Raw genomic sequence first — 15,452 nt, forward strand, 5'->3', positions numbered from 1 at the left:
GGATCGAAGCCCGCCTTCGACCGCGTGGTCGTCACCCCGGCCGAAGGAAGCTTCCTCTCGGGCTGGGCCGTCACCTATTACAGCCAGGGCGAGGAGAAGCACACGACAATCGCGGCCGACGCCGTCGCGGACTACACGATCATCGGACCCACGGTCTTCCTCGCGCAGTGGGCCGACGGATACACCCTCAGCTATCTCCCCGGCGACCACGGGACGTTTAGCTCGCAGGAGGGGAACACGCTCTTCTCGCACGTCGCCCCCGGTGCCAAGGTACCTGCGTTCGTCGGTACCAATGGCGTGACGCCCGAGAGCGATGACGCCAGCTACTCCTTCGGCGGATGGTTCGTCGACGCCAACGGCAACGGTTCCCTCGATTCTGGAGAGACCCTCTATCGCCAGGCGGACCTCTCCGCAGTGGAGGGGCTCGTCGTCAACGACGACGTCAGCTTCGTCGCCTACTGGATCGTTCCGAATGCCCACGTAGTCTACAATGCCAACGTTCCCGCCAACTCCGCCTCCGTCGGCGCCATGGCCAGCCAGGGAGTCGTTGCCGGCATTGCGACGCCTCTTGCCAAGTGTGGCTTCCGTGCGAACGGCTACGAGTTCCAGGGATGGGCGACCAGCGTCAACGGTGCCAAGGTCTACTCGGACATGGACGAGGTCACTCTCTCTGACGGACAGACGCTCGGGCTCTTCGGCGTCTGGTCGGCAAAGACCTACGACCTGATCGTCGACGCCGGCACCGAGCCTCACGGAACCCTCACTGCCGGTACGGGCTTTGCCGTCGACAGCAGAATAACCGGTGCCGTCTCGCAGGAGATATTCGTCGCCGACATCGTGTACGGCACGCACAGTGACGCGATTCTGAACGTCACCTCCGATACCGGTTGGGTTCTCAAGGGGTGGAAGGTCATCATGACCTCCGACGACGGCACCGTCACCACACGCACCGTCGACTCCCTCGATGACATCGTCGCCCTTGGCGACACCGAGGCTTCCGCCATCTGGCAGCGTCTGGTCAGGGTCTCCTACCAGCCCGGCGAGCATGGCGCCTTCGCGACGCAGAATTACCCCGAGGCCGTCCCCGGAACGCTTGCACCCGTCTTCCAGGGCGAGCCGACAGCCGACGAGGGCTGGATGTTCGATGGCTGGCGCTCCTCCGACGGCAACGCCTACTCCATGGAGGACCTTGCCTCCCTCGTCGTTCCCGACGGCGGTCTCAACCTCGTCGCGCTTTGGATTCCCAGTAGCCAGACCATAACCCTCGACGCGAACGGTGGCTCCTTCTCCGAGGGCGTCTACGCGACCATCGTCGCAACTCCCAAGACCAACGTCACCCTGCCTGACGACACCGAGGTCACGCGCAGAGGCTACCTGCTTGACGGCTGGTCGCTTTCGGCTGACGGAGAAGTGCTTTACGGCGCGGGCGCGACCATTCCGATGCCGACCGTCCTCACACCGCTGTTCGCGCATTGGAAGCAGGACATCATCGCCCTGGGCTTCGAGGTCCAGAAGAACGGCGGCGCGACCTACGGAACCATCGAGGCCGAGGGCGTAGGGCTTGCGATTACCACCACGACCGTCCATGACCCGCGCAACGCCTATACCGGCCTCTCGTTCCCCGACCGTAGTGTCGCCTCCGTTGCTGAGCTCCTCAGCTCGGTTTCCGGCGACGTTGTCGACGCCTCGGGCAGCATCATCGCCGTAAGCCCGTATGCCGTCACCGCTCGGGCATTTGACGGCTATCACTTTGTGCGCTGGGTCTACTCCGACGGCTCCACCGCGTCGAGCTCGGCAACCTTCGTGCCGTCTCGTGGGTCGAGTGGTCGCTTCGAGCCCATGACGTACTACGCGCTGTTCGAGGAGGACGCGCCCGTCGTCATCACCTACGCCGTCGAGAGCGGCACCACCTCCTGGACGAGCATCCCCTCCGAGTCCGTCCGTCCCGTCAGCGGCGTTCCCTCTGGCGCTACCGGCTATGCGGCCGCGGGATACCGAGTCGTCGGCTGGTATCTGGGCGACCAGCTCGTGAGCGAAAATGCGGCCTTTACTCCATCTCGCAACTCCGAGACGGGGCTGTACGAGTCTCTCACCTACACGCTGCGTGTCGAGGCGGCGGGCAACGTTGCCTACGCCGTGCGTTACCTTCTCCAGAATGCCGACGGCAGCTTCTCGGTCGCTACTGACCCCGCTCCTGTTATCCGCTACGGAACGACCGGTGAGACCGTCTCGGTCGTCGCCGGCGATACCGTCCTGGTCTCGATCGGCGGTTACACCTATCGCTCTGACCTCTCCACCACGTCCGGCGTCGTCGCTGCCGACGGGAAGATGGCCCTGTCGCTCTACTACGTCATCGATCCCGCCCCTGGCATATCCATTGTTTACAAGACGGATGGCCACGGCAGCCTAAGCACGAACGGCGAGCTCGTCTCCGCCGACCAGGCGGCATCCGGCACCACCGTCACTGCGGGCGCCGGCTATCGTCTCGACCACTGGCAGGACGCCTCCGGCAGGAACGTCAGCACGGCCGTCACGTTTGTCCCCGCGAAGCCCGACGGCGGCTGGTCGAGCGAGGCCACCTACGTGTTCACCGCCATCTTCGGCGAGGCACCAGGCTTCGCGACGTTCACGTACGAGGCTGGCGAGGGCGGAAGCGTCTCCCGTCCCAGCGAAAGCGTCCGTCCCGTATCCGGAACTCCGCTAGGCTCTACGGCTACCGCTGGCGAGGGCTACCGCTTCGTCGGCTGGCTCAACGTCACCACAGGCTATCGCGCCACGGTAGACGGCACGATCGACGGTCCCGCGGCCCCCGCGTTCCTCGTTCCTGCCAAGGATCCCGTAAGCGGCATCTATGTGAGCGCTACCTACCGCGCGCTCTTTGAGGCTGACAACGTCGGCTACACCGTCAAGCACTACAAGGTCCATGGCGATGGCTCCACGACTCTGGTCGCCAGCGAGTCTCTCGTCGGCGCGACGGGCTCCGTCGCATATGCTACGCCCATCGACACCGCCACCACGAGCGGCTGGGACGGCTATACCTATGCAGCCGGCTATACCGGCGCCAAGACCGAAGGCCGCGTCGAGGCCGATGGCAGCCTTGTCCTACTACTGTTCTACACCGCCAACACGAGCACGCCCTATGTGGTCGAGCGTTGGGCCCTTGACGGCGACGGCAACCTCACTCGCCTCGATGACCAGCAGGGCAGCGGCACAACCGACTCGACTGCCACGCCTGCCGTCAGCACGCCTGCTGGCTATGAGCTGGTGGGGGAGGGCGTTGGCGTTACCGGCACCTACCTGGGTACCTCGAAGACCGTCTCCTCCGTGCTCTCTGGAACGATCTGCGGCGACGGTAGCCTTGTGCTCACCCACGTCTTCAGGGCTGTCAAGGCGACCTACACCGTCAACTACTGGAAGGTTACGGGTCAGTGGCATGACAGTGATCCCACCAGCCACTATGTCAAGGCCGCAGAGTCCGACACATTCGAGGACTATGTGGGCAAGACGGTAAACGCCACCCCCATTGCGGTTGTGGGCTACACGTTCAGGGCGCCGGGGACCAACGAGTACTATCCGTCCGTCACCTCGGGTGTCGTCAGCGTCAACGCACTCGGCAACGGCACCCTCGTTCTCGACCTCTACTATGAGGCCGACAGCGGAAACGTTCTCAACCTCGTGGTTACCTCGCCCGCGGCGTGGGTCTCCGGCCACTCGCACTACGCACGCAGCTCCTACCGCACCGAGAGTCGCATCTCCCTGCCCGGCGTGGCCGATGTCACTTATCCCGGCTACACCTTCCAGGGTTGGAGCGTGAACTCCGATCTCAGCACTGTCGACTACGCCCCTGGCGCGACCTTCGTCACGCCCGCGGCCAAGGACTCGACGCTCTATGCAGTCTGGAGGGCGAACGAGAACACCCCCTACACCATCATCCAGTTCAAGCAAAACGGAGACGGAACGGTCGAGAAGATCTCTTCCACCACGGCCTACGGACGCACCGACAGCACGGCTGCGCCGTCGGTGAGCGCCCCGGCTGGCTACCAGCTTGACGCCACCGGTACGATCACATTCCAGGGCGACGACTACGCCGGCCTCACCTCCGGCACCATCGCCGGCGACGGCAGCCTTAAACTCGTCTTCATCTTCAGGCCCGCCACCGTTGGCTACACCGTCGAGGTCTACACGGTCGATGGCAACGGCAACGCCACTATCGTCGACGCCGCTCACGCGTTCACCGGGTACGCGGGCGGTATCGTCAAGGCGGACGCAGACGCCTCGGAAGTGGCCCCTCAGGGCTCCTACTGCCACGTGCTTGCGGTCGCTCCTGATGGGTATAGCTATCCGGGTGACAAGGTCAGCTTCACGGTCAACGGCAGGACCTTCCGCAGCACCGCCTCTGGCGCCATTGCAGGCGACGGCAGCTCGAAGTTCTACATCTACTTCAAACCCAACACCTACACCCTCACCTATAGCACCGGTGCGGGCAGTTGGGTTGGCTCGGCCGACTCGGCCCCGGCGACCCAGTTCGGCAAGACTATCTCCGCTCTACCCGTCAACACGACCAATGTCACTCGTTCGGGCTACGAGCTCGTCGGCTGGACCACACGGCAGACCGTCACCGTCAGCGGCGAGTCCGTCACCGTCAACACGGCTACGGGCCAGAAGGCGCTCGACCTCTTCGACCTGATCAAGGATGGCGGCACGTACTTCTCCGCCGGTAGCTCCTACACGATGCCCAAGGCTGACACGACGCTTTACGCGGTGTGGAAGCCGCTTATGACCACGTACTCGATCTACCAGTACGGCGTTCGCGAGGACGGGCAGGTCACGCTGCTCCAGCAGCTCGAGAGTCGCCAAGCCTACACCGACACGGTCGTCTATGCGACCGCGGACGACAAGACCTATCCCGGCTACGGCTACAATGCCACCTATCACGACGACGAAGTCGACGCCAGTCGTGCGCACGACACGATCGACCATGTGACGGTTGGCGCGGACGGCCTCTCGCGCATCTCGCTCTTCTTCAACGCCAAGCCTGACACGACCTATACCATCTACTTCAAGCGCTATACCGGATCCGGCACGATCGAGGACTTCGCTATCTTCGATGACGGTTCCGGCAGCTACGTCGCGAGTGTCACGCGCACCGGGTACGCGAACACGCACGTCATCGTCGACGATACGGCGCTTGCCTACGGCGCATCGAGCCACGTCGACGGCTCCAACGACTACCGCTTCAACGAGGTTATCGTCGATGCGGTGCTCACCCGCGGCTACGAGTACGTGCAGTCCTTCTCGGTCACCATCGGCGGCGTTACGTACTCCACCACCTCTGACGGCATCGTCGCCGCAGGAGGCACGCTCGAGCTCGTTCTCTACTATCGTGCCACGGGCAATGCGCTCACATACGACCTTAACGCGATCGACCCCATCGCGTCCTGGACGGTAACCGATCAGACGCCCACCACGGCTCCCAACTCGGGTTACACCATGAACGCGCCAGTCGCGGCGGACGTCACGCGTCCTGGCTATGAGCTATCTGGCTGGAAGTACACCGACGACGACGGCGTCGAGAGGACCATCCTCCCGGGTGGCGAGTTCGTCACCAACCGCACGCCGATGACCCTCGTTGCCCAGTGGAGCCCGACCACGTCGACCTACATCATCAACTACTACAAGCTCAAGAACGGTGTCGTCGTGCTCGACCACAGCGATGCGACCCAGAGTGCCACGACCGAGGCCGACTACACCATCGTTCCCCCGACGCTCTCAGGTTATGTCGTCAAGCCCGATGGCACGGTCTTCTCGTTCGGTGGCTCCAGCCTCACGAGCGTCTATACACAGCGCATCCACGGACACCTGGCTGGCGACACCGCCAATACCACCGTGTTCGACCTGTACTACGAGCCGCGCAACGACATCGACTTCCGGGTCATTCGCTGGGCGATCTCTGGAGACGGCTCGGTGACGCAGCTGGGCGAGACCGAGACCATCCACCAGGGCATCGCCGATCGCACCGGCTACGTCGACGCTGACTCTGACGAGGCCGCCAACAACAGGTGGAACCGAAAGACGGCTCCCGAGGGCTATCGCTTCCTCGAGCATGGTGTCTGGTACACGCTCAACAACGAGGCGGAGGACAAAGTCCGCACCATCGCCGAGGGCATCATCGAGGCCGACGGCTCCACGGTGTTCAACCTCTTCTTCATCGCTACCGAGCTTCCGCTGACGCTCAACACGACCCAGGGCGGCTGGTACCCCGCCGGCGTCGACCTCTCCAAGAGCTATCTTGCGGGCAAGGTCGTCACGCTCCCCGGCGGCTCCAACGTTCGTCGCTCCGGCTACACCCTCGCCGGCTGGACCACGCGTGCCACTGTGACCGTCAATGGCGGCGACGTCACCGTCACCGATCCCTCTGTCAAGGGCCAGCTCGCCAAGGACCTCCTGCAGGTGCTCGAGGGCCTCGACGACGGCAGCTTCTACGCGGCTGGCGGCTCGTTCACCATGCCCTCGACCGCGACGACCCTCTACGCCATCTGGAGCCCGCGCAACGACATCAGCTACACCATCGAGTACTGGAAGCACACCGGCGCCGACACGCTCGTGCTCGCCGACGTCATCACCGTCACCAACGGCGAGACTGACATCAACGCGAGCGTGACCGACGAGCAGGTCAAGACTTACGAGCACTACCAGCGTACCTCTAGCGTCACGGTCGCGGCAACGTCTGCCTCCACTACGGCCGGAACCTACAACGAGGTCACGAACGCCCCCGTCACCGTCGATGCCGACGGTCATTCCACGCTTGCGCTCAAGCTCTACTACGAGGCCCAGAACGTTACCTATTACGTCGACTGGTTCCTGTTCACCGACAACTCAACCGCCGAGAGGAGCATCCGTCTGTACCAGCGCGAGGAGCGTAGCGCCAAGGTCGACTCCACCGTCGCGGCGACCCAGGCGGACAAGGACCTCTCCATCATCGGATACCAGTTCGATGCCGACTTCGCGTACCCCGGCCACAAGAGCACGCTCTCCATCGACCAGCTTGCCGAGCACGATGCGCTCGAACTCTACTTCACGGCGCTCGACCAGACCCTGACGCTGGTCGTCGGCACCTCTGGCGGCGCCCGCTGGACGGGCACCGACTACGGAACCCAAACGGTCAAGGCGGGCAAGCTCGACACGCTGCCCGGTACCGCCTACGTCGAGCGCCTGGGTTACACCTTCCTTGGCTGGTCGACCGACTCCCGCGCCAACGTGTCCACCGGACAGGACAACATCGACAAGGCCCAGGCCATCCTTGCGACCGAGGGCATCACGTTCTTCTCTGCGAGCGCAGTCGGCGGCCTCGACTTCGAGATGCCGAGCAACAACCTGACGCTGTATGCCGTCTGGCAGGCCCTGACCACCGTCGAGTACACGGTCAAGCACATCCGCATTACCGGTGACGGCACCGCAAAGGAGGTCATCTCCGAGACGCTCAGCGGCATTGCGACCGACGATACCGCCACTGCGGTTCCCTACGTTCTCGGTTCCGAGAAGTACGACGCCCGCTTCGACGGCTACACCTACAAGGCCTCCTTCGGTGCGCACAACTCCGTCGTCTCCGGTCCCGTCTCGGCCAAGGACGCCCTCACGCTCACGCTCTTCTACGAGGCCGATGACGCTTCCCTCACGTACGTCCTCGCGGGCGATGCCAATACCGCGTGGCTCGTCGGCGGATCCGACCCGCGCGTCGAAGCTACCAAGAGCGAGAAGACCGAAACCCTCCTCGCCGTCGGCCAGGCCTCGCGCGCCGGCTACACCCTTGTCGGCTGGACGACGAGGGCCGACGCCGCCACCGTGCGCTCTGGGGCGACTGCCGCACAGTACGCGACCGACATCGCCTCCGACATCCTTGCGCCCGGCCTCCAGTACCTCGTGCCCGTCGGCGGCAGCACGCTCTACGCCGTCTGGACCCCCAACACGAAGACCGCCTACACCGTTGAGCACTGGAGGGTCGTCAAGAACAACGACGGAAGCTACTCAACCATCTTCGAGTCTGCCTACGACGTCGACCATCTCGAGAACATGACCGACGTCTCCGTCAGCGCGACGCCGCGCAACACCTCCACGGACGAGAAGTTCAAGGGCTATACGCTCGTGGCCGACGGAGCCTATGCCTACGGTGACAGCTCGAACGGCTTCAAGAGCGTCCTTACGGGCACGGTCGGTGGCGCGACGCCGCTTAAGCTGATGGTCTACTACGCCGCCAACCTCGACACGACCTTCTACGTCGACAGCTACATCGTCAACCCCGACGGCACCAAGGTCCTTCTCCACAAGACGACCCAGCTCGCGGGTACGACCGGCACTCCGGTTGCGACGGGCGCGTCCAGCGCGAGCGCGACCGACGTCACTTACAACGCCAACTCCGGCGTTATCACGCCCATGTTCATACTCGGTTACAAGTTCGACACCGAGAACAGCGTTGCACCTGGCCTAACCCCTGTTTCGGGCATGCCCTCCGCGATGGTCCAGTCCGCGACCATCGCCGGTGACGGCTCGACACGCCTCGTGCTCTTCTACCAGCTCGACTACTCCGACTACACCGTCGAGTTCTACAAGATTGACGGCAACGGCAACCGCTACGCCCTCAATGCCTTCAACTCCAACGGCGGTGCGGCCACTGCGGGTGATGCCACCAACGTCGTGAGCATGAGCGGCCTCACCAGTACCACCGCGATCGTCAACCGCAACGCCGGTGACACGAGTTCCGCTCGCCAGCTTACCTACGCGCACCTCAACTACACCAGCTCCGAGACCGATGGTGAGGGCAACCCCTTCAGCGTTCTGACCGGCTACAGCTTCGATCTGAGCAAGTCCACGGTCTCCGGTGAGATTCTTGCGGACGGCTCGCTCGTCCTCACCCTCGTCTACGTGGCCGACCAGATCCCCCTGACGTTCGACCTCGGCAGCAAGGGGCAGCTCAACGGCGACGCTATCAGCAGGAACTACGGTGCCGAGCAGAACATCACGCTTCCCGCGGCCTCCGCCGTCAAGCGCAGCGGATACCGTCTCGTCGGCTGGACGTCGGAGCGGACCGTTGACTCCGCAGTCGTTGCCGAAGCCACGGGCACTGCCGCGGATGCCCTCGCCGCGACGCTTGCGGGCGCGGGCTACGTGGGCAGGTACTTCTCTGCCGGCTCTGCCTACACGATGCCGGTTACGGCGATGACCCTCTACGCCGTCTGGGTCCCTACTAACGCCACGACCTACACTGTCGACGTTTACGCCATCAGCGGCGACGGCACCATGTCTAAGGTCGGAAGCCATGCCTACGGCGACGGCACGGCTGACGAGTCGACGGGCGACCTCTCCGGCCGTGCCGACGCCCTCAAGAGCGAGTTCGGCCTTGCCGGGTACCGTTTCTTCGAGCCCGGCGTCGACCAGAGCGTCAACGCGGCCCTGCCCAAGCAGACGAAGACCTCCGGCATCGTCGCCGCCGACGGTGGCCTTGTGCTTCCGTTCATCTACGAGGCCGTCGACGTCGACTACAGCGTCGTCCGCTATCGCGTCGACGCGGACGGAACCCTGACGCCCGTCGACGCCAATGGTGACGATGCCGCGAGCGAGGACGATGCCAAGGTTGTCTACCAGGGCAAGACCGGCGCGCATGCCACGGTTGTCGTGCCCGGCTCGGTTCCTGCCTCCGCCTCCGCCGTCACGGGCGCCACCGACCAGTGGTACGACGTGATCGCACACCAGTACTACACGATCGACAACCGCAACAACGTCCACATCGTCAACGGGACGCCGGCCTACGCCTACAACGCGACGTACTACTACACCACGCCCGATGGCGAGGGTGGCGAGGTGATTCATGGTGACACCTCGACCAACAACGAGATTCTCGGTGACGGTTCCACGGTGCTGAGGCTCTACTACGTGCCTGGCAGCTTCGCCCTCACCTTCGACGTCAACAACGGCACCTGGCGCATTACCGAGCTCGAGGGCTACACGCTCTCTGATGACGGCAAGCGCTTCGTTGGGCAGTTCAAGGCAACCACGGCCATCACATTCCCTGCGATCGATCCGGGAAGCACGCCCACCAACGGATCTGCCGCCTACCGCGCCGGCTACGCCCTCAAGGGCTGGATGATCGGCAACGACATGAGCGTCATCTACAAGCCCGGCGACGCCTATTCCATGCCCGTCGGTGCCGTCACCTTCAAGGCCGTCTGGGATGCGCTCCCGCAGACCTACGACGTCCAGCACATCAAGGTGCGTGGCGACGGCACGCTCGAGACGTTCATCGCCAAGACCAACCTTGAGACGCGTGTCGGCCGTTATGCGCAGGAGAAGGAATCCACCCCTGCCGGTTACGACTTCGTTGGCGACAACCAGAGCTACACCTACGTCGACAACCACGGCGTCAGCCAGACCGTCACGACGCACGCCAACGTCGAGGTCGTCTACGGCCAGGCGACGACACTCGTGCTGTACTACAAACCCCACACCAACACCGTCTTCCACGTCGAGCGCTACATCATCACGGGAGACGGTCAGGTCGTCGCCCTCGACGTCGACGGCAGCATCGTGCGCGACGACGATGGCGTTCCCACCAGCGCCGCAGCCTACCAGGCCGAGCGCACAGGCACCACCGACTCTATCGCCCACGCAGACGGTCGCAACGGTACTTCCTTCGAGCAGAACGCGAAAGTCTACAACGACGACATCCTCATCGAGGGCTATACCTTCGTGCTGAACGGTGCCAGCTACACCATCTCCCCGGGCAGCGGCACCACCGACGCTTCTGGCAACATCGACGGTGACGGCTCACTGATTCTCAGGCTCTACTGGTACGCCGATCGTGTCTCCGCCCTCACTTACGACCTTGGCGACCTTGCCAGCGTCTCTACGATGACCGATAGCACGCACCGCTCCGACGAGACCTTCGAACTCAAGGGCAAGGGCGACGTCAGTCGCACCGGCTACGAGCTTGTTGGCTGGACCACGCGCCAGACCGTCGAGGTCGACGGCTCCGACGTGACGGTCAGCTCGGCCAGGGGAGAGACAGCCTTCCGGCTCATCGATGCGATCGGCGTCCTCAACACCCAGCAGGGCTACAACCAGATCTTCTTCGCGCAGGGCGCGACCTACCAGATGCCGACCCATGACATCACGCTCTACGCGGTCTGGAAGCCCATTGAGGTCGACTACACCATCATTCGCAGCAAGCTCACGGGCAACGGCGACGAGGTCGTGCTCACGACTGACGTCTACTCGGGCCTCTCTGATACCGAGCTTCGCTTCGATGCGACCGTGGCCGGCTATGCAGGCGGTATCACGAGTGCGACCCTCAATGTCGTTCCCTCTGGCTACCACTACCTCGCTCAGGGCCAGACGGGTTCGGTCGGCTCACACGAGGTCACGACTTCCGCCTACGGGAACATCGACCCCGACGGCAGCTCCTCGTTCACGCTTTGGTACCTGCCCAACACCTACAAGCTCATGCTCGAGAAGGGCGAGGGAATCTGGGTTTCGGGCACCAATCCGCATGCGGGCACCAACCACCTGACTCAGGAACTCGTCGAGCTTCCGCTCGGCGAAGCCCTCGACCGTCCCGGCTACACCTTCGTCGGCTGGTCGGTGCACGACAGCGCGGCGTCTACCACAGGCAGCACCAATCGTACGAACGCCGGCACTCTTTCCTCTGACGCGACTGGCGACTGGACCTCTGGCGGAAAGCACTTCACGCTCCCCGGCACTGACTTCGAGATGGCCTACGCCTCCGAGGTGGGCGGCACCATCACGCTCTACGCCGTCTGGCGCGCCAACGACATCAGCTACTACGTCGACCACTACCGCGTCGAGGGCGACGGTGACATCAAGGAGGCCTGGGCCGAGACGTTTACCGGCATCGTGGACGACGACTATACCGTCACCACTACGTACTCCACCGCCTCCCATGACGTAAACATCCGCTCGGGCGTTAGCGGCGACACGCGCTACAACGTCGCGTTCGTCGGCTACACCTTCGGATCGTCCTTCAACGTTGGCATGACGAGCGTGGAGTCCGACACGACCCTCGCGATTGCCGTGAACGCGGCGGGCGAGGGCATCACGCACTTCTCGCTGTTCTACAAGCCCGACACACTCAACCTCACCTTTAACGCGGGCCTTGGCGTTTTCACCGCCGGCTCCACCGCCGGCACTAACGGGCTCGTTTGGCAGCGCACCACCGAGCTCTCCAACATCGCGCTTCCCGTCGACGTCAAGCGCGACGGCTACACCTTTATGGGCTGGAGCACCGACCCCGCTTGCGCCACCGCCAAGGGCTCGACATCGCGCAGCGAGTACCTGCGCATCAGCACCCTGACGGGCAACGACCCCGCTGCGGGCGGAGCCCAGTGGATTGCCAGTGGCGTCAGGTACACGATGCCGACGACCTCTACCACTCTCTATGCGGTCTGGAGGGCCAACACTGACACCACGTTCTACGTCGACCTCTATCGCGTGGACGGCAACCGCGTTATCAAGGAGGAGGTGCTGACCGAGAGCTTCACGGGCATCACGGACGACCAGTACACTATCGTCACCGGTGACGTGCAGAATGACCACCAGCGCAAGATCTTCTCCAGCTCAGAGTCCGCGGCCGGCAACTTCCCGTACAATTTCATCGGTTACTCCTACGCCTCCTCGGTATCGACTACCGCCGGCACGAAGACGACCGACGTCACTCTCACCATCCTCGGCTACGAGGTCGTCGACGACGCCACTCGCTTCACGATCTTCTACAAGGCTGACACCATCGAGCTCGAGTTCGATGCGGGCCTCGGCACGTTCACTTCGGGCGCGGGCGCGAACACCAATGCGCGCGTCGAGAACCACGACGTCGAGTCCACCTTCAAGCTTCCCACTAATGTCCAGCGCGCGGGCTATACCCTCGTCGGCTGGTCCACGAGCCCCTCGGGCAAGGACAAGACGGGCATCGCGAGCCAGACCATAGCCGCCAGCCTCGCGACCGTTACGGGCGATGCTCCCGACCAGGGCGGTGCGAACTGGACGTCCGTGACTTCCGGCGTCAGTGCCGACTACGTGATGCCCACTACCACTCAGAAGCTATACGCGGTCTGGCGGGCCAACGACACGACCACGTATTACGTCGAGCGCTACGTCGTCACCGGCGACGGCGTGCTCGTGGCGATCGACAAGGACGGCAACCTCGTCCGCGACGCGCAGGGCCTCGTGGTCCCCACGAACCTCACCGAGGGCTCCGGCGACGCCGCCCACCGCGTCGTTCATCAGGGCGTCACCGACGAGCAGGCATGGGCGGACGCCAACGCGACCGAGGGCTACCGCAACGACGACAGGCGCGCCATTGCCGGATATGCCTATGCGGCAGCCGGCTATGGCGGACACTCCACGGTGGCCCGTGGGACTATTTCCGGCGACGGCTCGACCGTGCTCGTCCTGATTTACCAGCCCAACAGCCACGTCATCACCCTCGAGGGCGGTTCTGATTCCAACCTTGGCCAGACCACTATCGTCGAGGTTCTCACCGACGAGACGATAGTCCTCCCCTCCAGCACGGTTGCCGGTGGGGGAGAGGGCACCTATGCGAGGCCCGGCTACACGCTCAAGGGGTGGACCACCGAGCAGGCCCTCGACGGCATCGCGACCAACGAGTCGACGGGTCTCGCGAGCCGAACGATGTCGCAGGTCATTGCGGGCAGCGCCTACGCTTCGCGCAGCTATGACGGCGGCAAGGTCTTCTCGCCCGTTCCCGCCAGTGACGTAACGCCCCTCTCGTACGTCGTTCCTACCAGCGCGAACATCACCCTCTACGCGGTCTGGGAGGCGAACGCCGACACGGCCTATACGGTCGAGGTCGTCGTCGTCAAGGGTGACGGAACCACTACGACTACGGTGATCAACCATGTTGGCGTTACCGACGAGGAGGCATACGCTGACGCCGCCCTGGACGATCCCGACATTAGCAAGAGCTGGGTCAACCACGACAACACTGATAAGGCGGGTTACGCCTACTACGACGATGACGAGCTGACCCCGTACGTCTTCCAGGACAACTCCAACGTCACCGGCTCTACCAACATTCACAATGGCGACGAGTACACCTCCGTGGCGCATGGCAACATCAACGGCAGAATCGCCGATGCCCTCGTCCTGAGGCTCGTCTACGTTCCTAACCTGAATTTCCTCGACTTCGTGGCTGGACCGAGCACCGCCCATTGGCAGATCACCGAGCCCGATGCGCAGTACTCTACCGGCACGGTTATCCAGCTCCCGGGCACGGCTGACATCACGCGCGCCGGCTACGACCTCGTCGGCTGGTCCATCTACTCCGGCGCGAACACCTCCACTGGCTACGCCTCCCAGTCTGCCTCAACCACGATCAGTGGACAACCTGTTGACGACCCCGCCAATGGCATGAGCTTCGTCGTCCTGGGCGGGAGCTACACCATGCCCACCGCTTCCGAGGTCACCCTCTACGCGGTCTGGAGCGCGCGCAACGACACCGCCTTCGACGTCGAGTACTTCTACGTTACCGGCGACGTCGAGGTCAAGACACTGAAAGCCACCGAGACGCTCTACGGCACGACTGACGAGGTCGCCAACGTCGAGGCCTCCGTCGAGAATGTCACGAGGAACGAGTGGAGCAAGAACGACAACGTCCTCGGCTACACCTACGTCTGGCAGGCGTCTCCCCAGACTGTCGTCAAGGGCGACCTGAGCTACACTGCGATCACGAAGTCCCACGGCACTATCTCGGCCGAGTCTAAGATGATGCTGACGCTCTACTACGTCGGTCGCTTTAACAACATCGTCTTCGACACCGGCCTCGGAGCTTTCGACGACGGTGCCAGCCATGACGGCTCCTACCGCTCCGAGACGACGATTCTGCTTCCCGTTGACATCAAACGCGACGGATACACCTTTATGGGATGGAGCACTAAGCCCAGCTATGAGGTTGGGACGAAGCCGACTTCGGTCTGCAGCTCCACGGGTCTCGCCTCGAGGGATGCCTCCGCGCTGGCCGTCGCCGATGGGACTTCCAGCGTCGACCTTGGCGTTACCTTCACCGCGCCGGGAGACTCCTACGTGATGGGCAAGGCCGAGCACAACACCACGCATACTATCACCCTCTACGCGGTCTGGAGCGCCGACACCGACACGGCCTACTACGTCGAGCGCTACGTCGTCACCGGCGACGGCGACCTCATCGCCCTCAGGGCCGACGGCACCGTCGAGCGCGACGCGGACGGCAACGTCGTCGCCCAGGCCGACCCGGCCGCCTACGCGGCCGGCCAGCGCGTCTCCCACCAGGGCGTCACCGACGAGCAGGCGTGGGCGGACGAGGCCGTCTCCGGCGTCAGCTACCGCAACGCCGACAACCTGGCCGTCGCCGGCTACACCCTCCTCGGCAGGAGCGAGGCCGCCTACCTCGG

1 protein-coding gene (running past one end of the window) is annotated in these 15,452 nt (G+C 63.9%); it reads left to right on the forward strand.

Features of this window, described 5'->3' with window-relative positions; genetic code table 11:
• Positions 1 to 15,452 carry part of the coding region annotated (locus B5D13_RS08625) for a BspA family leucine-rich repeat surface protein (protein ID WP_159444014.1) on the forward strand (this coding region is incomplete at its 3' end). The annotated region extends 23,988 nt beyond the left edge of the window, so 15,452 of the 39,440 annotated nt are shown.

This window comes from Olsenella sp. KH1P3 (assembly GCF_900167315.1).
Taxonomy (GTDB): Bacteria; Actinomycetota; Coriobacteriia; order Coriobacteriales; family Atopobiaceae; genus Olsenella_J; species Olsenella_J umbonata_A.